Origin of the sequence: Novosphingobium sp. P6W (assembly GCF_000876675.2) — a bacterium.
Taxonomy (GTDB): domain Bacteria; phylum Pseudomonadota; class Alphaproteobacteria; order Sphingomonadales; family Sphingomonadaceae; genus Novosphingobium.
On record NZ_CP030352.1, the window covers coordinates 1224413 to 1242703 of the forward strand.

At 63.7% G+C, this 18291-nt stretch carries 20 protein-coding genes; 14 read left to right on the forward strand and 6 right to left on the reverse strand.

The window, feature by feature from the left end; all coding sequences use genetic code 11:
• Positions 1-88 precede the first annotated feature (88 nt).
• The 4 genes from TQ38_RS05915 (at position 89) to TQ38_RS05930 (ending at position 2616) form a co-directional block, all read left to right on the forward strand.
• A complete protein-coding gene (locus TQ38_RS05915; protein ID WP_043976478.1) occupies positions 89-571 on the forward strand; it encodes a UPF0262 family protein in 483 nt (160 codons plus the stop codon).
• 12 nt (positions 572-583) lie between these two features.
• Positions 584-1312 carry a glycoside hydrolase family 25 protein gene (locus tag TQ38_RS05920; RefSeq protein ID WP_240197974.1) on the forward strand — a complete coding sequence of 243 codons (729 nt, stop codon included), beginning with the start codon at positions 584-586 and terminating at the stop codon, positions 1310-1312.
• Positions 1309-1755 carry a cytidine deaminase gene (locus TQ38_RS05925; RefSeq protein ID WP_043976418.1) on the forward strand — a complete coding sequence of 149 codons (447 nt, stop codon included), beginning with the start codon at positions 1309-1311 and terminating at the stop codon, positions 1753-1755. Before TQ38_RS05920 ends, TQ38_RS05925 begins: the two co-directional genes overlap by 4 nt.
• Positions 1756-1983: 228 nt before the next feature.
• Positions 1984-2616 carry an alpha/beta hydrolase gene (locus TQ38_RS05930; RefSeq protein ID WP_052505791.1) on the forward strand — a complete coding sequence of 211 codons (633 nt, stop codon included), beginning with the start codon at positions 1984-1986 and terminating at the stop codon, positions 2614-2616.
• Positions 2617-2665: 49 nt separating this feature from the next.
• Here the strand turns inward: TQ38_RS05930 and TQ38_RS05935 are convergent, their stop codons facing one another.
• From TQ38_RS05935 to TQ38_RS05945, 3 genes are all read right to left on the reverse strand, one after another.
• Positions 2666-3805, reverse strand: coding sequence for a M14-type cytosolic carboxypeptidase (locus tag TQ38_RS05935; RefSeq protein WP_043976416.1), 1140 nt, complete (start codon positions 3803-3805; stop codon positions 2666-2668).
• Positions 3802-4440, reverse strand: a complete 639-nt coding sequence (locus tag TQ38_RS05940; protein WP_043976472.1) for a hypothetical protein — start codon at positions 4438-4440, stop codon at positions 3802-3804. Before TQ38_RS05940 ends, TQ38_RS05935 begins: the two co-directional genes overlap by 4 nt.
• A gap of 92 nt (positions 4441-4532) precedes the next feature.
• On the reverse strand, positions 4533-5270 hold the full coding sequence (locus TQ38_RS05945; RefSeq protein WP_113941889.1) for a hypothetical protein: 738 nt from the start codon (positions 5268-5270) through the stop codon (positions 4533-4535).
• Between the two features lie 227 nt (positions 5271-5497).
• Here TQ38_RS05945 and ykgO point away from each other — a divergent pair, with 227 nt between their 5' ends.
• From ykgO to TQ38_RS05980, 7 genes are all read left to right on the forward strand, one after another.
• Positions 5498-5623, forward strand: coding sequence for a type B 50S ribosomal protein L36 (ykgO, locus tag TQ38_RS05950; protein WP_004210176.1), 126 nt, complete (start codon positions 5498-5500; stop codon positions 5621-5623).
• A gap of 97 nt (positions 5624-5720) precedes the next feature.
• Complete coding sequence (locus TQ38_RS05955; protein ID WP_043976471.1) at positions 5721-6350, forward strand: HAD family phosphatase; 630 nt, start codon at positions 5721-5723, stop codon at positions 6348-6350.
• 145 nt (positions 6351-6495) lie between these two features.
• A complete protein-coding gene (locus TQ38_RS05960; protein ID WP_043976408.1) occupies positions 6496-7932 on the forward strand; it encodes a circularly permuted type 2 ATP-grasp protein in 1437 nt (478 codons plus the stop codon).
• Positions 7933-7945: 13 nt separating this feature from the next.
• A complete protein-coding gene (locus TQ38_RS05965; RefSeq protein ID WP_043976406.1) occupies positions 7946-8893 on the forward strand; it encodes an alpha-E domain-containing protein in 948 nt (315 codons plus the stop codon).
• Between the two features lie 11 nt (positions 8894-8904).
• Positions 8905-9768, forward strand: coding sequence for a transglutaminase family protein (locus TQ38_RS05970; protein WP_043976404.1), 864 nt, complete (start codon positions 8905-8907; stop codon positions 9766-9768).
• Between the two features lie 75 nt (positions 9769-9843).
• Entirely contained in the window at positions 9844-10608 is a 765-nt protein-coding gene (locus TQ38_RS05975) for a proteasome-type protease (protein WP_043976403.1), read from the forward strand.
• A 191-nt stretch (positions 10609-10799) separates the two neighbouring features.
• A complete protein-coding gene (locus TQ38_RS05980; protein ID WP_043976401.1) occupies positions 10800-12065 on the forward strand; it encodes an amidohydrolase family protein in 1266 nt (421 codons plus the stop codon).
• A 46-nt stretch (positions 12066-12111) separates the two neighbouring features.
• Here TQ38_RS05980 and TQ38_RS05985 read toward each other — a convergent pair whose 3' ends face one another.
• The gene (locus tag TQ38_RS05985) at positions 12112-12816 is read right to left on the reverse strand and encodes a DUF2490 domain-containing protein (RefSeq protein ID WP_043976399.1); all 705 of its coding nucleotides are present in this window, start codon (positions 12814-12816) and stop codon (positions 12112-12114) included.
• A gap of 92 nt (positions 12817-12908) precedes the next feature.
• Positions 12909-13586, reverse strand: coding sequence for an extensin family protein (locus TQ38_RS05990; RefSeq protein WP_043976397.1), 678 nt, complete (start codon positions 13584-13586; stop codon positions 12909-12911).
• A 207-nt stretch (positions 13587-13793) separates the two neighbouring features.
• Here TQ38_RS05990 and TQ38_RS05995 point away from each other — a divergent pair, with 207 nt between their 5' ends.
• Positions 13794-14927 carry a phosphoserine transaminase gene (locus TQ38_RS05995; RefSeq protein WP_043976396.1) on the forward strand — a complete coding sequence of 378 codons (1134 nt, stop codon included), beginning with the start codon at positions 13794-13796 and terminating at the stop codon, positions 14925-14927.
• A 119-nt stretch (positions 14928-15046) separates the two neighbouring features.
• Positions 15047-16630, forward strand: a complete 1584-nt coding sequence (gene serA, locus TQ38_RS06000; RefSeq protein ID WP_043976394.1) for a phosphoglycerate dehydrogenase — start codon at positions 15047-15049, stop codon at positions 16628-16630.
• A 60-nt stretch (positions 16631-16690) separates the two neighbouring features.
• Here the strand turns inward: serA and TQ38_RS06005 are convergent, their stop codons facing one another.
• The gene (locus TQ38_RS06005) at positions 16691-17344 is read right to left on the reverse strand and encodes a glutathione S-transferase family protein (RefSeq protein ID WP_043976392.1); all 654 of its coding nucleotides are present in this window, start codon (positions 17342-17344) and stop codon (positions 16691-16693) included.
• Between the two features lie 146 nt (positions 17345-17490).
• On the opposite strand from TQ38_RS06005, the gene TQ38_RS06010 reads away from it, so the two are divergent.
• On the forward strand, positions 17491-18228 hold the full coding sequence (locus tag TQ38_RS06010) for a TonB family protein (protein WP_052505790.1): 738 nt from the start codon (positions 17491-17493) through the stop codon (positions 18226-18228).
• Positions 18229-18291: the final 63 nt, after the last annotated feature.

Here is an 18291-nt window from a genome sequence, read left to right on the forward strand (position 1 = left end):
TCCACAGCTTGTGGATGCCGGGAGGGCAGTGGTCCCTCCAAAGGCCACTTGCCGGGCTATGCCGCAACCGCGTAAAGGCACTGCGATCATGGCGGACCCGCGCATCTCTCACATCGAGCTCGACGATGCGACCATCCTGTGGCGCAACGCGGACATCGAACAGGAACGGCGCATCGCCATCTTCGATCTGATCGAGGATAACGTGTTCAATCCGCTACGCTCCTGCGCGGCGGGGAACGAAGGGCCTTACCGTGTGCGCCTTTCGGTGCGCGATGGCCGCTTGTCGCTGGAAATCGCGGGCGAGGACGGCGAGGTGCTGGAAACGCTGGTGCTGGGTCTGGCTCGGTTCCGCCGTCCGATCCGCGAGTATTTCGCGATCTGCGAAAGCTACTACCAGGCGATTCGCAAGGCGACCGCGCAGGAGATCGAAACAATCGACATGGCCCGGCGCGGTGTCCACAACGAGGCCGCCGAAATGCTGCTGGAACGCCTGGAGGGCAAGATCGAGACCGACCACCCGACCGCGCGGCGCCTGTTCACGCTGATCTGCGTCCTGCACATCCGCGGCTGAGGAATAAAATACGTGGCAGTTCGCGGTGCGCGAAAGGGTGGCAAGGTCGGCGGGATCAGTGGCAACTGGCGCCTTCGTGCGTTGGGGGCATTGCTGCTTGCGGGCATCGTCGGCGGTGCCTGGGGCTGGTGGCACCTGCGCCACTGGACGCCCGAGCGCGCGAACTATGCCGTGCAGGGTGTGGAAGTTGGCACCGACGACGGCGAAATCAACTGGAAGTCCCTGAAAGCGATCGGCGCCGACTTCGCCTATATCGACGCCAGCGCCAGCGCCTTTGCGCGCGACCCGCGTTTCGTCGACAATTTCGAGGCCGCGCGCAGTGCAGGAATGCAGGTAGGCGCGCTCCACCGCTACGACCCGTGCCAGCCGGCCGGCAGCCAGGCGGCGAATTTCGTCACCACGGTGCCGCGCGACGCCAAGCTGCTGCCGCCTGCGGTAGAACTCGACATGCTGGCCGACGGCTGCCCTATGAAAGTCAGCGATGCCCGGGTCGAGAGTGAGCTGATGACGTTCCTCAATCAGGTGGAGACGCATACCGGCAAGCCGGTGATCCTCAAGGTCACGTCCGCATTTCAGTCGCGCTATACCATCGCCCACAAGCTGGACCGCAACCTGTGGCTGGTGCGCGATCGCTTCACCCCGAGCTACGGCGGCAGGCCCTGGACGATGTGGACTGCCAACGGCGATCTCGCCAACGAGATTGCGCAAGGCGGCCTGCGCTGGGTAGTGGTGCAGGAATGAACGATACTCCCAGCTTTTCCGACAGCGCCCGCGACGCGTTGATTACCGCTGCCCGCGAGGCGGCCTCCGCCGCTTATGCGCCCTATTCACGCTTTCATGTTGGCGCTGCGCTGCTGATGGAGGACGGCTCGGTCGTCACCGGCGCCAATGTGGAGAACGCCAGTTACGGCCTGTCGCTTTGCGCCGAGACGGTCGCCGTGGCCAAGATCCTGTCGGGGACGCGCCTTGCTCTGCAAGCCGTGGCGGTGACCGGCGGCGCGCCCGGAGAGGCCGGGCAGGGTGCCCGCGTCACGCCTTGCGGGCGCTGCCGCCAGGTCCTCAACGAAATCGCGCAAGTGGGCTCCACCGATCCGGTGATCTGGTGCGACGGGGCGGAAGGGGTGCTGGAACTGCGCCTATCACAGCTGCTCCCACACGCCTTCGGGCCCGCGAACCTGCTTTAGGCAATACTCGAAGAAATCGCCCGCGCAAAGCCGCGTCGTCCCCGTCCGGGCGGGGGCGGCGGCCAGTTTCTGCATGGCCAAAGCCGATGACCGTCAGATCGGGGCGGCGCATTGAGCGGGCGGATCAACGCAAGCGTATTGTCTATTATTTTAGTTGAGATAAAAGGAGCGCAGTCGGGACGCAATCAGGGTCGACCGGCGGAACCCCCACCTGAACTGGAGATTCCCATGGCAAACTTCCGTTATCCCAATGCGCAGGAGCATACGCCGCTCATCCTCCTGGTTCCCGGCACGCCGCTGGCGGCAGGCCACTGGATGAACCGCTGGACCCGCTTGAGTGAGCATTGCCGCGTAGTCGAGCTTGGCCTTTGGGACGAGCCGCATCGCAATACCTGGGTCAACAAGCTGAACCTCGCGGTCCGCCGCGCCGACCGACCAGTGGTGATCGTCACCGACGATATCGCTGCGCTGGCGCTGTCGTGGTGGGTCGAATTCGAAGCACTGGAGCAGGACAATCCCGTGCTGGGCGCGGTGATCGTCAACCCGCCGAATGTCGATCTGCCCGGAGCAGATCCGCGCCTGGGCCGTTTCGGTGCCTGCCCAAGGCAGCCCCTGCCGTTCACCTCGTTCCTCGTCAGCGATCTGGAGGGCTCGGCAGTGCACCAGCGCTCGCTCATGCGGCTGGCGAAGGACTGGGGCTCATGTCCCGTCTGCGACGATACGCGCGGCGACTGGGCGCAGGGCTGGATGCTCATCCAGTCTGTGCTGGGCCTCTCGCCTGCCGGCTCGGTGACGCCGGAATGGACGCACGACGAAAACCTCGCGGTGCGTGAGGCGAAGCGCCAGTGGGCGGCGATTTGAAATAGCGAACCGATGCTGCCCTCCCCCAGCCGGGGGAGGGCATAGCCGATCAGACTTCGCGTTCGACCAACCATTCGAGCAGCGCGCCGAGGCAGTCGCGGCCAAGCTGCGCCGACCGTTCCGGGCTCCAACCCTGACGCTTGTCAGCGGCGGGATCGTGGTCCTTGAAGGGCATTTCCAGCGTCATCGACACCGCACCGAAGCGCTCAGCCAACTGGTTGGTCGACATCGTCAGGTTGCCCTTGCCGGGGCGCGTCAGCGGATAGCCGAGCTTGGTCTGGAAATCGGGCGTGCGCCGCTCCAGCAGGTTCGCATAACTGGTGTAGCCAGCCTGCTGTTCGTCCTTGAGTGAGGGGATGCCCTCGAACCCGGCGAGGAACACGGCGGAGATTGCCTCGTCGCCGTGGACGTCCATCGCGAAGTCGACGCCGGTAGCATCCATCGCGTCGCGAATGGCGAGCACTTCGGGCGATTTTTCGGCCGTGGGATTGTCCCATTCGCGGTTGAGGTTCACGCCCGCCGCATTGGTGCGCAGGTGCCCCCGGCGCGAGCCGTCCGGGTTGGCGTTGGGGACGATGTGGAAGGAGCAGCGCCTGCGTAGTTCGCGTGCGACCGAATCGGAAAGGTCGGCCAGCAGGTCCAGCGCGCCTTCCATCCACCATTCCGCCATCGATTCGCCCGGATGCTGGCGGGCATAGAGCCAGACCTGGACCGGGCCGGTGCCGGTTTCGAGGCAGTCGATCGGCTGGCCGTCGAGGGTGAGCCCCAGCGAACGGTGAGCGACACCGTCGGCCCCGGCGATGTGCGCGACGAGGTCGTGGTGGCGCTCCATCGAATAGGGCGCGAAATAAGCGAACCAGGCGAGTTCGCCTTCGGGCTGGTAGCGGATGGTGAGGGTGCCGCCATCGAGGCTTGCATCCCACTCGCTGGCGGCGCGGCCCCAGAATTCACGGTCTTCGGAAACGCAGGCGTCGTAATTCGGCCAGCCTCCCGGATAGGCGGAGGCGCCCAGTCCGGTGATTCGCAGGGTCAGTTCGCGCCCGGCCGCGCCGCTGACGCGGAAATGAAACCACTGGAAGAAGTCCGATTCGTGGTCCTTGCGGATCGCCAGCCGTGCTTCGGTGCAGTCGATGGAGAGGACTTCGATGTTGCCGGCGTCAAAGGACGCGGTGATTTGAATGTCGGTCATTTTACCTGAATAGTTTCGCCGGACTGCCCCGGAAACCCCTTGAACAACGCTTCGGCCAATTTCGCCGAACCGAGCGGTGCCTGCGCCAGCGGCGAATCGCTGCGCACGGTGAACATCGCCCGTCCTTCCCACAAGGCCGTCGCGGTATCGGGTGCCGCCCGGTCGCGAATGGCAACGAAAACGCGGGTTCCCACCTGGTCCTTGGGCGGGCCGGAAAGGTCGATGCCGATGCCCATGCCGACGCCCGAGCCATATCCGCCCGTGCCTCCTCCCACGCCGACCGAAACCGGGTTGCGGCCACGCTGCGGCTTGAAGGTCTGGCGCTCCAGCGTGAGCAGGGCGACCTGTTGGCCGGGCGCGGCGCCGGGGAGCGCCTCGCTATACCCTAGACGCGTCAATTCCCGCGTGACCGAAGCCGCATATGTGCGGAATTCGAGCGTATCGGCCTGACCGGGGGCGGGTTCCACGCGAATCGTGCCCCGGCCAAGGCGCGTGGTGTCGGGGGCATGAAAGCGCGTAACTTCCACGGGCCCCACGGGCGCAACGCAGGCTGACAGAGCAAGGCTGGCTGCAAGGGCCAGGGCAGCGCCAAGGCGCGCATCACGCAGCCGCGCGGTAAACCTGCGCTCGATCATGGCCATCTGTTCTCTCCAGCCTTGTTGCCGGCAAAATTTGCCTGCTGCATTATATGTAGTGAAAGTGCAGGGCAGGCCCGCCGGTTCCCGCATCAACCTTCGCGGGCAGGGGCGATCGCGTCGGCCTTGGGGAAGTTGTCGAACAAGGCGCCGGCCAGCTTGGTGGCGATCATCCCGTTGCTCCACTTGTCGTCGCCTTCGCGGGTGGCGATCGTGGCATAGCCTTCCCACAGCACCTTGCCGCTGTCCTTCTCGACGATTCGCGCATCGAGCCGGGTGGAAACCAAGGCAGAGCGCGGCTTGGTCAGGTCGACGTTGATGCCAAGGCCATAGCCGGTGCCGTAAGTGCCGGTTTCAATCGCGGCAGTGCCGCTGACGGGGCTGCGCTTTTCTTCGCCCGGGGCCAGGACCTGACGCGAAATCTTCAGCTTGGTGATCTGCGGCTGCGGCACGTCGGGATGAAGCGTGTCGTAGCCGGCGCCCACGAGGGCATCCACGATCGCCGCTTCGAAAGTGCGGCGCATGCTCGCCTCGACCCAGGGACCATCGCCCGATTCGGATTCGACCGAGACAGGACCTTTGCCCAGTTCGGCGGCGGCGGCGGGGTCGCTGCTGACGAAACGGCTGACTTCGACACGCCCTTCACGCGAATCTTTGGATCGCGAATTGTTGACGCGGGGCGAATCGAACGAACTGCCCCATCCGGAACCGCGATATCCGCCGCCCCATCCGCGCCCATACCCCGGCCCCCACTGCGCTTGAGCGGTGGAAGAGGCGAGGAGCATGGCGGCCATGCCTGCGGCAATCGCCGCGCCTTCGAGCTTTTTCATGATGGGTATCGTTTTTGTCCGAATTCGGTGGGGTCGCGCCCGTGAACCTGTTATGCGCGCCGCAAGTTGCCCGTAGATGAACAGTGTAGATAGGCCTTGTGAAATCAACTGCAACGGCCTTCGAATCGAGCAGCCTGCTTGACTTCGCGCTCTGCTACCACTAACGGCGCCACTTCGAATTTCCGGCGGTCGGTAACCGCCCAGACACGACACGGACGAGATAGACCATGAAGATTCGCAACAGCCTCAAGTCGCTCAAGGGCCGCCACCGTGACAACCGCGTGATCCGTCGCCGCGGCCGTACGTACGTCATCAACAAGACCAATCGCCGCTTCAAAGCCCGCCAGGGCTGATTCCTTTCGCCTGAAGCCCGCCTCTACCGGCGGGTGAACAAGGCGGATGGTTTCGCGTCGAATGCATGAGGCCCCTGCCATCCGCGGGGGTCTTGTCATGTCTGTCGTTGATCTATTTTCTCCGGTCGAGGCGGTCGTCTTCGACGTTGGGCGGGTGCTGGTCCAGTGGGACATGCGCCGCCTTTTCGCGCGGCTGATCGCCGAGCCTGCGCGGCTCGACTGGTTCATGGCGAACGTCGTCACCGAGGCATGGCACTTCGAGCACGATGCCGGGCGCGACCTTTGCGAGATGGTCGCAGCCCGCAAGGCCGAGTTTCCCGGCCACGACGATCTGCTCGACGCTTACGCCACGCGCTTCGGTGAGACGATCCCCGGCAATGTTCCCGGCAGTCACGAGATCGTGCGCGAACTGGCCGCGCGGTCCGTGCCGCTGTTCGCCATAACCAATTTCGCAAGCGTATTCTGGCGTGACTACCGCGCGGGCGAGCCCTTGTTCGACCTGTTCGGCGATATCGTCGTTTCCGGTGACGAGAAGATCGCCAAGCCGGATGCGCGCATTTTTGACCTTGCTGCCCGCCGATTCGGCCATGTGCCGAAGTCGATGCTGTTCATCGACGACAGCGCCGCCAACATCGACGGTGCACGCGCGTTGGGGTGGCAGGTCCATCACTTCCGCGATGCCAGCACGCTGCGCTCGGATCTTTCGGCAAGGGGTCTGCTCGGGTGAGGCGTCGTCGTTGCCCGATAATTAATGATCAAAACGGTCTGATTTGCGGCGTTTGTCGTCAGCGTTAAATTTTCTTCGCACATGCAGCGAGAGTGCTTGGCAAGTCCCGATTCCTGTTGCATCACTTGTGTAACAGGGAGTCAAAATGTCGGCTGAGAGCGGTACGAATTTCGACGAGATGCTCAATGCGGACGGCTCTGTTCGTCCTGCTTATGCCGAATATCGCCAGTGGTTCGATAATCAGGACAAGGGCTGGCTGAGAAGGCAGGATGCCGAAGCGGAACGGTTCTTCCGCCGCATCGGTATCACCTTCAACGTATACGGCGACGATGCCGCTGAAGAGCGGCTCATTCCTTTCGACATGATCCCCCGGATCATCACCGCGCGCGAATGGCGCAAGTTGACGCGCGGTATCGAACAGCGGGTGAGGGCGCTTAACGCTTTCCTCCAGGACCTTTACCACCGGCAGGAAATCATCCGTTCCGGCCGCCTGCCGATCGAGGCGCTTCGCAACAACGAGGCCTTCCTCTCGCAGATGATAGGCTTCACGCCGCCGGGCGGCGTCTATACCCACGTCGTCGGCATCGACCTGGTGCGAACCGGGCCAGACGATTTCATGGTGCTGGAAGACAACGCCCGCACCCCCTCCGGCGTCTCGTACATGCTCGAGAACCGCGAAACGATGATGGCGATGTTCCCGGAACTGTTCACCAAGATTCCGGTGCGTCCGGTTTCGGACTATCCGCGCCGCCTTGCCCGCAGCCTGCGCGCCTGCGCCCCGCCTGCTTATAAAGGCGGCAAGCGGCCCGTGGTGGCGGTGCTGACGCCGGGCATCTTCAACTCTGCCTATTTCGAACACGCCTTCCTGGCCGACCAGATGGGCGCGGAACTGGTGGAAGGGAACGACCTGCGCGTCGTCGACGGGCGCGTGTGCATGCGCACCACGACCGGTTACAAGGCGATCGACGTCATCTACCGCCGCGTGGACGATGACTATCTCGACCCGCTCAGCTTCAATCCCAACTCGCAATTGGGGGTGGCGGGTATCTTCGATGTCTACCGTTCGGGCGGTGTAACCATCGCCAATGCGCCCGGTACGGGTATCGCTGACGACAAGGCGATCTACAGCTACATGCCCGAGATCGTCGAATTCTACACTGGCGAGAAACCGATCCTGCAGAACGTGCCGACGTGGCGCTGCTCGGAAGCCGATTCGCTGGGCTACGTGCTCGACAATCTGGCTGACCTGGTCGTCAAGGAAGTGCACGGATCGGGCGGTTACGGGATGCTGATCGGGCCGACTTCCTCGAAAAAGGAGATCGCCGATTTCGAGCAGAAGCTGCGAGCCAAGCCGTCGAACTATATCGCGCAGCCCACGCTTTCGCTGTCGACCTGCCCGATCTTCACCAAGGAAGGCCTCGCGCCCCGGCACCTGGACCTCCGGCCCTTCGTGCTGGTTTCGCCCGACGGCATCGACATAACGCCCGGCGGCCTGACCCGCGTGGCGCTCAAGAAAGGATCCCTCGTGGTCAACTCCTCGCAAGGCGGAGGCACCAAGGACAGCTGGGTGCTGGACGAGTGAGGGGGGCAGTCTGATGCTGGGACGTGGAGCAAGCGGCGTATTCTGGATGTCCCGCTATCTCGAGCGGGCGGAAAATACCGCGCGCCTGATCGACGTGGGTTTTCACCTCGCGCTGACGCGGGGCAACCGCCAGTCGCAGGACGAGGAGTGGAAGTCGGTCCTCACCACTACCGGGATGCTGGAGGACTATTGTTCGAAGCATTCCGATTTCGGCGGCTCACAGGTGTTCAACTATCTCCTGCGCGACCGGGACAATCCCGGCTCGGTGCTGGCGATGGTGGAGAACGCGCGCACCAATGCCCGCGTGGTGCGAACCAGCATCACCAATGCCGTATGGGAAACCACGAACGAAGGCTGGATGCACCTGCGCGACCTGCTCGCCCGGCCGGTGCGTGAGACGAACCTGGGCGAACTGCTGCGAGAAATTCGCCGCATCGGTACGCTGGTACGCGGCGCCCTCGAAGGGACGATGTTGCGGAACGAGGTGTTCAACTTCTCCCGCATCGGCACCTTCATCGAGCGGGCCGACAATACCGCGCGCATTCTCGACGTGAAGTATTACGTGCTGCTGCCGTCCGCTGCATGGGTCGGCTCCAGCCTCGACAACGTGCAGTGGGATACGCTGCTGCGGTCGGTCGCGGGCAACCGGGCCTATTCGTGGCTCAATGCAGGGTCCATGGACCCGCGCGGCATTGCGCGGTTCCTGATCCTGGACGGCCAGTTTCCGCGCAGCCTGGTGTTCTCGTATGAGAAGATCCGCAGCAACATGGCGGGCCTCGCCAAGGAATACGGGCACGAGGTTCCGGCACATCAATTGCTGCGCGATGCCGGGGACAAGCTCAACCAGACCACCATCGAGGAAATCTTCGAGGGCGGTCTGCACGAGTTCCTGCAGGACTTCATCGGCAAGACCATCGAGATCGGCAGCGCCATCGCCGCCGATTACCGTTTCAGCGAGTAGGAGGGCCGATCGTGCTCCTCACTGTAAAACATACCACGCGCTACGTCTTCGAGGGCAAAGTGACCCATGGGCTCCAGCGCCTGCGATTGAAGCCGAAATCGACCCACGGGCAGGAAGTGATCAACTGGCGCATGGACCTGTCGGGCGCCAAGCCCGAGGCCGCTTACGACGACCAGCATTTCAATCACACCGATCTCGTCTCGATCGTGCCGGGCGTGCCCGAAGTGGTCGTCACCTGCGAAGGTACGATCCGCACGATCGACAACAACGGCATCACTGGCCCGCATACCGGGCACATGCCGCTATGGTGTTTCCTGCGCCCCACCCCGCTAACCAGGCCCGGCCCCAAGGTGCGCCAGTTGCTCGCGGGGATCGAAGCGAACCGGTCGGACACGCTGGGCTATCTCCACGTCCTTTCCAACGCGATTGCCGATCAGGTGGAATACGTAAGCGGGACGACCGATGCCCATACCACCGCCGAACAGGCGCTCGCCGCCGGCAAAGGTGTGTGCCAGGATCACGCGCATATCTTCATCAGCGCGGGCCGCATGCTCGACGTGCCGATGCGCTACGTCGGCGGCTATCTGCATATGGACGACCGCGACGAGCAGGAAGCCGGCCATGGCTGGGCCGAGGCCCATGTTCCCGGTCTGGGCTGGGTAGGTTTCGACGTCTCCAACGCGATCTGCCCGGACGAACGGTATATCCGCGTAGCCACGGGTTGCGACTATGGAGAGGCGGCTCCGGTTACGGGTATCGCCGTCGGTGCTGGGGAAACCAGCCTTGATGTTCATTTGTCCGTAGGGGAAAATAAGGTAGGAGGACAGCAGCAGCAGTCCGCCTCTGGCGGTCAGCGGCAGGTGCAGGGCGGCTAACAGGCCGTTTCGCGCCCAATATCGTCTTGGGAGAGGCGCGGAGACAAAAAACGAGTTTGAAAGTTTGATGGTTCGATGACGTATTGTGTGGGCATGATGCTGGATCGTGGGCTCGTTCTGATGAGCGACACGCGTACCAATTCGGGCGTCGACAACATCTCTACCTTCCGGAAGATGTATCACTGGGAACTTCCCGGTGAGCGTATCATCACGATCATGACCGCCGGCAACCTCGCTACCACACAGGCCGTCGTCAGCCAGTTGGAGGAACGCAACAAAGCCCCGTCCGAGCGGCACAATTCGCTGCTGGAAGCGCCGACGATGTTCAAGGTCGCCTCGATCGTAGGCAACTTGCTTCAGGACATCATCGAGGAACGCGCGACCGACAATGGCCAGAAAGCCGCTGCCGGCACGTTCAGCGCCTCGATGATCGTCGCCGGCCAGATCAAGGGCATGGAGCCACGCCTGTTCCTGATCTACCCCGAAGGCAACTTCATCGAAGCCAGTTTCGACACCCCGTTCTTCCAGATTGGCGAGACCAAATACGGCCGCCCGATTCTGATCCGCGGCTATGAGCGCGATATGAGCTTTGAAAGCGCGATCAAACTTATGACGGTGTCGTTCGATTCGACGCTCAAGGCCAACCTCTCGGTCGGCCTGCCGCTCGACCTGCTGGTGCTCGAGCGCGATCACTTCACGCCCCGCCACGAACGCCGTATCGATGCGTCCGACCCTTATTTCGCTGCTGTTTCCACCAGTTGGAGCGAAGCCCTGCGCAATGCGCTCGATGGCTTGCCGAACTACCGGATGGACCCGGCGGTGAAGGAAATCGTGGGTTGATCACCGGAAGGTGATGTCGCCATCCCGGATAATCCGGCGATGCAGGCAAACGATTTCTCCAGCAGCACGTTGTTAGCGAGACTTTCCCATTCATCGTCGCGGCGTTGCCTTGCGCCGCGCGATTGTCATGTCTCGGCCCGGTTGCGAAATGAGTGCCATAAGGTTTGGCATTATTCTTCGGGAGAATCACAATGGCCGATGACGACACGCAGGAGCTGTCGCAGTCCGCACGCAAGTACTGGTCCGCCGACGGATACAAGGAAGGCGGCGTGATCCGCGAGGTTGATTATGCCTCGCAGTCAGGCGGCCTCGATCCGATGTTCGAAGGCATCAAGATCGTCGACACCGACACTCATATCACCGAGGCACCGGACCTCTTTACCAGCCGTGCAACCGCTTCCATGAAAGCGAAGATGCCGCGGGTGGAGCGGATCAACGGCACTGACCGCTGGTTCGTGGGCGACCGTGATTTCGGCACGCTGGGCGGCAACGTCATCCGCGCCGACAACAACAAGCTGCTCGGCCGTCTCGCCTTCCCCAAGCTGGAAGAGGCGCACCCCGGCGGACACCAGATCAAGGAGCGCCTGCAGGCGATGGACGACATGGGCGTCTACGCCCAGATCGGTTTCCAGAACTCGGGCGTGACGCAGGCCGGCTCGCTGATGAGCCTGGGCGATCCCGAACTGGCGCTGCAGGTCATCCAGATCTACAACGACGCCTCGGCAGAGTACCAGGAAACCTCGGGCCAGCGTATTTTCAACATGGCGCATCTCCCGTTCTGGGACCAGAAGGCCCTCGAAACCGAAGCACGCCGCTGCCACGATATGGGCCTGCGCGGCTTCGTGCTGCCCGATACGCCCGAGCGTGTCGGCGTGCCCAGCTTCAATCACGACTACTGGACGCCGTTCCTCGAGATGTGCGAGGCGACCGGCATGCCGCTCAACTTCCATCTCAACGCGGCGATTGATCCTAACACGCTGACCTGGGAAGGTTTCCAGTTCGAGCAGACACTGTCGGTCGTGGCGACGATGTTCTCGATCGGCAATGCCGCGACGCTGGGCAACTGGATGGTTTCGGGCCGTCTCGACCGGCACCCCAAGCTCAAGATCGGTCTGATCGAGAGCGGCGCTGGCTGGGTGCCCTTTGCGGTGGAAGCGCTGGAACACCAGTTTCGCGAGATGCTCGCCAGCAAGCGCGACGTGCTCAAGAAGCAGCCCTGGGACTACTTCCGCGATCACTTCTACTGCACTTTCTGGTTCGAGAAGATCGCGCCCAAATACCTGCTGGAAATTATCGGCGTCGACAACGTCATGTTCGAAACCGATTTCCCGCATCCCACCTCCCTGTATCCGGGCGTACAGGCGCACCTCAAGGACGTGCTGGGCGGCTACAGTGACGAAATCCGCAGGAAGGTGCTGCAAGGCAACGCGGTCAAACTCTACAACCTGCCGTTCTGATCTCCGTTATTTTCCTCCCCGTTGCGCAGCAATGGGGAGGAGCCGGTCAGTGGCGGTAGAACAGGGTGATCGAGGCGACGTGGTTCATGCGGACCCGGCCGCGGGTCTGGTCGATGGTCTGGTTGAGATAGCCCAGTTCCAGCGTGGAGGCGCCGGGCAGCCCGACTTCCGCGCCGACGAAGCTGCGGAGCTGGTCGAAACCGCCGCGGGCACCCCAGTCGGTGTCGTTCAGCGCGATGAAGCCCTCGGCATAGACAAGCGCGTTCACGGCGTCGCTGCCAGCTTTCAGCGGATGTTCGTAGCGTAGCATCTCGCGCAGGCGCCAGCCCATGTCGCGGCCGTCCGAACGCCAGCGCTGTTCGAGCCGCGTGCGTGAGGAAAGCTCGCCGCCCAGCGGCTTGCCCAGCGCAACGTTGAGCTGCTGGAAGCTGCGCTCCTCGTTGATGTCGCGGCCCCCGTCGACAGGCGAAATGACATGCGCATACCCCTGATACAGCGTGACCGAGGGCGAGAGTTTCCACCCCACGGCGCCGCGCAGCAGCAGCGGATCGAGCCGTGATACACCGTCGCCGACGCGTGGTTGCAATTCCGCGAAATAGACCAGCTTGTCCGAGATCGAGCCCATCGCAGTCAGATTCACCCAGACCTGTTCGTCATGGCTGGTCTCGGCGCGGGCGATCTGCGGGGCTGTGGCGGTGAAAGTCAGTGCGGCTGCGGCGAGGGCGAAACGGACGGGAGCAGTGCGGTTCATGCGGACCTTCGGGCAGGGACTGAAGGTTCGGCCAATATGGCTAGTACGTGTCGCAATCGTTGCTGGCCGGTCAGGTCTTGTGGCGATACCGCCTAGCGGCAGAAATCGGCGCCGTCGGCTTCGAGGTGCAGGTGATTCGCGTGTGCTGCGTTGTAGGCCGGGCCCAGCGTCGTGCCGAACCGCTTGCAGGCGCTGTCGTGAACGGTGCGCAGGAAGCGGCGTTCGGCCGGGGTGCCGCCGTTCCAGTCGGCGAGGATGGTGATATGCCGCCCATCGCCCAGTACGAAGCCGGAGACGTCGATTGCATTGGCGGTTGCATGGCCCGAGCGGCGGCTGGTGCCCGCCACGTTACGGCAGGAATAGCTGCCGAAAGTCTCGATCTTCACCACCCGGCTGCCGAGGATCTGCAGCGCCGCGCGGTCCACGCCGTAGCGCGCCCATGCGGCGAAGGGCGTCGCCACCGCGCACGTCGCCGGACCCAGGCCGGTTACGGTAACCGTGGCGTTATCCGTATTGAGCGCGGCGAGTTTCACTGTGCCCACGGTGGAGCAGGAATTACCGTAGTAGCGATCCTCCACCGGGGTGAAGACCGCCTGCTGCGCGCCCAGCATGGACAGGCACTGGCGCACATCGGCGCGCGGCGCTTTCACCGGCCGCTGGGCCGAGCGGGCGGGTTGCCGCGGGGATGGCTGGCGAGGGGATTCTACACAGGCGGCGAGGGCGGCCACGCCAACCAGAACGGGGGGCAGGAATAGCAGTGCTCTGCGCATGGCGCCCTTGTTGAAGCGAGCGGGTTAACCTCAGATTACCGGTGCGATGGAGCGAGCCGATCCGCCATCCGGGCATTTGCGGATATAGTACACATTTGCACAGGCGGGACGCCGCAAGCCGATTGACTTCCCCCGCCACCTCTTTAGATGCGGCGCCGGGCCACGCGGTCCCAACGCCGCGCGAGCTCTCTGTAAGGAGAGTCAGAAATGACTGATTTTATTGCCGTACCTGCGCGTAAACCTGCACGTCCTCATTTCTCTTCCGGGCCTTGCGCCAAGCCGCCCGGATATACCCCAGCACAGCTGAACACCGAAGCACTTGGCCGCTCGCACCGCGCTAAGATCGGCAAGACGCGTCTTGCGTACTGCATCGATCTGATGCGCGAAGTCCTGCAGCTTCCCGACACTCACCGCATCGGTATCGTCCCCGGTTCCGACACCGGCGCCTTCGAGATGGCCATGTGGACCATGCTCGGCGCGCGCGGCGTGACGACCGTGGCCTGGGAAAGCTTCGGCGAGGGCTGGGTGACCGACGCTGCCAAGCAGCTCAAGCTCGATCCCACCGTGATCCGCGCCGACTACGGCCAGCTTCCCGACCTGACCCAGGTGGACTGGAGCACCGACGTGCTCTTCACCTGGAACGGCACCACTTCGGGCGTTCGCGTTCCCAACGCCGATTTCATCCCCGACGACCGCGAAGGCCTGACCTTCGCCGACTCGACCTCGGCCGTGTTCGCCTATGACATCGACTGGTCGAAGATCGACGTTGCGACCTTCTCCTGGCAGAAGGTCCTGGGCGGCGAAGGCGGCCACGGCGTTCTGATCCTGGGTCCCCGTGCGGTCGAGCGTCTGGAAACCTACACCCCGGCATGGCCGCTTCCCAAGGTGTTCCGCCTCGTTTCCAAGGGCAAGCTCGCTGAGGGCGTGTTCAAGGGCGAGACGATCAACACTCCCTCGATGCTTGCCGTCGAGGACGCGATCTTCGCGCTGGAATGGGCCAAGGGTCTTGGCGGTCTGGAAGGTCTGAAGGCCCGCTCCGACGCCAATGCCGCCGCGCTTTCCAAGATCGTCGAAGAGCGTGACTGGCTTGGCCACCTTGCCATCGACGAGGCCAGCCGGTCCAAGACCTCGGTCTGCCTTACGGTCGAGGGCGCTGACGCCGACTTCATCAAGAAGTTAGCCGGCCTGCTGGAAAAGCAGGACGCGGCTTATGATGTCGCCGGCTACCGGGATGCCCCTGCCGGCCTTCGCATCTGGTGCGGTGCCACCGTCGATACCCAGGACATCGAGGATCTCGGTCCCTGGCTCGACTGGGCTTACGCCACCGTCAAGGCCGGCTGAACCTACTTTCACGCATGAAACGGCGCGCGCCCGTGCAGACGGGCGCCGCGCTTCCTTCCCCGCTCCCGCGCATATCGACGCGAGTAGCAGCGGGGGCGACGAGCCAAGGAACAATTCCCATGACCAAGCCCAAAGTTCTCATTTCCGACAAGATGGACCCCAACGCAGCCCGCATCTTCGCGGAAATGGGCTGCGATGTCGACGTCATCACCGGCGAGAACGCCGAGCAGCAGATCGCCCGCATCGGTGAGTACGATGGACTCGCCATCCGCTCGTCCACCCGCGTGACCAAGGAAATGCTTGCCGCCGCGAAGAACCTCAAGGTCATCGGCCGCGCCGGCATCGGCGTCGACAACGTCGATATTCCCGCTGCCTCGTCGCAGGGCGTGGTGGTGATGAACACCCCGTTCGGCAACTCGATCACCACCGCCGAGCACGCCATCGCGCTGATCTTCGCACTGGCCCGCCAGCTGCCGGAAGCCAATGCCCAGACCCAGGCGGGCCTGTGGCCCAAGAACGGCTTCATGGGCGTTGAAGTCACCGGCAAGACGCTGGGCCTCATCGGCGCCGGCAACATCGGCTCGATCGTCGCCAGCCGCGCCCTTGGCCTGCGCATGAAGGTCATCGCTTTCGACCCGTTCCTGACGCCCGAGCGCGCCGTGGAAATGGGCGTCGAGAAGGCCGATCTGGAAACGCTGCTGGCCCGCGCCGACTTCATCACCCTGCACACCCCGCTTACCGACCAGACCCGCAATATCCTCTCTGCCGAGAATCTGGCCAAGACCAAGAAGGGCGTTCGGATCGTCAACTGCGCACGCGGCGGCCTGATCGACGAGGCGGCGCTCAAGGCTGGCCTCGATTCGGGCCACATCGCGGGCGCTGCCCTCGACGTGTTCCAGACCGAGCCGGCCAAGGATTCGCCGCTGTTCGGCACCCCGAACTTCATCTGCACTCCGCACCTGGGCGCATCGACAACTGAAGCGCAGGTCAACGTGGCGCTTCAGGTGGCCGAACAGATGGCCGACTTCCTGGTCAACGGCGGCGTCACCAACGCGCTCAACATGCCTTCGCTGAGCGCCGAGGAAGCCCCCAAGCTCAAGCCCTACATGAAGCTGGCCGAAGTGCTCGGCTCGATGGTCGGCCAGCTGACCGTCGATTCGGTGCCGCGCATCTCGATCCATGTCGAAGGCGCCGCTGCCGAACTGAACCAGAAGCCGATCACTGCCGCCGTTCTCGCCGGTTTCCTGCGCGTCCAGTCGGACACCGTGAACATGGTCAACGCACCGTTCCTCGCCAAGGAACGCGGCCTCGAAGTGCGCGAAGTGAAGACCGAGCGCGAGGGTGACTACCACACGCTGATCCGCGTTTCGGTGAAGACCGAAGCGGGCGAGCGTTCGGTCGCCGGCACCCTGTTCAACAACGTCGAGCCGCGCCTGGTCGAGATGTTCGGCATCAAGGTCGAGGCAGAGCTGGACGGCTCGATGCTCTATATCGTCAACGAGGACGCCCCTGGCTTTATCGGCCGCATCGGCACCCTGATGGGCGAGCAGGGTATCAACATCGGCACCTTCAACCTCGGTCGCCGCACCACCGGCGGCGAGGCAGTGCTTTTGCTCTCGGTCGACACGCCGGTTGCCGCCGACGTGCTGGAGCAGGCACGTGCACTGCCCGGCGTGAAGACGGTCAAGGCGCTCGCGTTCTGATCTGAGGATTCTTCGCTACGAATTGAGGGGTCGGCGTGAAAGCGCCGGCCCCTTTTCGTTTCAGCCGGCCGGCGGTGCGGCGTTAAAGACGGCCAGCTGGTCCGCGAAGGCGCGCTGGAAGGCGGGCCGCGCTTCTCCGCGTGCGACATAGGCATGCACTCCGGGATAGTCTTCCAACATGCCCGAACTGCGGAGCCTACGCAGCACCGCGACCATCAGCAGGTCGCCCGCACTGAATGCGCCGTCCAGCCACTCCGCATCGCCCAGCCGGTCGGCCAGTTCATGCAGCCGCGTGCGTATACGGGCATCGATAGCGCGCAGTCGCTCGGTGGCCCATGGCCTGTCGCTTTCGAAGATCACGGCCATCGAGCGCTCGACGATGGGCGGCTCCACCGTGCTCAGCGCGGCGAACATCCAGGTGACTGCGCGGGCGCGGGCATCGGCATCATCCGGCAGCAGGCCTGCATGCCGGCAAGCGATGTGAAGTACGATGGCGCCGGATTCGAACAAGGTCAGTTCGCCTTCTTCGTAAGTGGGAATCTGGCCGAAGGGGTTCGCCGTCCGGTGCGGCGGTTGTTTCATTGCCTCGAACGAAACGAGGCGGACCTCGTAAGCCAAGCCCGCTTCTTCGAGCGCCCAGCGAACGGCCATGTCGCGCGCCAGTCCTTGTCCGCGATCGGGGGAGCGTTGGAAGGCTGTGATGGTGATGGTCATCGTCTGGTTCCGCCTTGCAGAGAGGATGCCTCACACCGAGGGCGTTTGACAACAGGGGGCATTTGCAACCCGATCCTGGCTTGTTAAGGACGGTCCTCTTTCGGCAGAGGTTGCGCCCGATTACCAGCTTGTGCGATCTGGTGTGCATGACGCGGTTCCAATTCCGTCCCGATCGACGGCCGCGCTGGGGCGCAGCGGCGGTTGTGCTGCTGATCCACCTCGTGCTGGTTGCCGGGTTGATCCGCGCATTTACCCCGGACATCGCCGCTGAAGCAGTACGCGCGGTTACCCAGGCCTTCACCGTTAGCGTAGAGCCGCCGCTGGCGCCCGATCCAGAGCCTTCGCCGACGATCGCTCCCCGACGCGCTGCGCCGAAGGAAGAAGGGGCGGCTGGAGCACCAGCACCAAAGGCCGCTGCGCGCGAAGTGGCAGCACCTCGCGCGGCAGCGGTCGTCAGACCGACACAGGCGCCGCAGGTCGCAGGAAAGGGAGAGGAAAACGCATCAGGCGCCAGCGGTCAGGGCGATGGAACGGGTGCATCAGGTATTGCCAAAGGCACCGGGGCCGGCGGGGCGGGGACCGGCGCTGGCGGCGGCGGAACGGGCAAGCCCACCGTCAAGATTGCCGGCGAGATCAACTCGGCAAAAGACTATCCGCGCGCCAGCCGGGAACTGCGCATCGGCGCTTCGGTGGTCATAGACCTGTCCGTGGGCGCTGACGGGCGGGTCACGGGCTGCCGCGTGGTTCAGCCCAGTCCCGATTCGCAGGCGGACGGGATTACCTGCACGCTTGCGACCAAACGCTTCCGCTTCGACCCCGCGTTAGGCCCTAAGGGAACACCCATAGAAGCGGTCTATCGCTGGCGTCAGAGATGGTTTTATTGAAGCTCTGAACAACCTGTAACGTTGCATCGCAGCAAGCAGGGTTTATGACCGGGTGCATCTCAA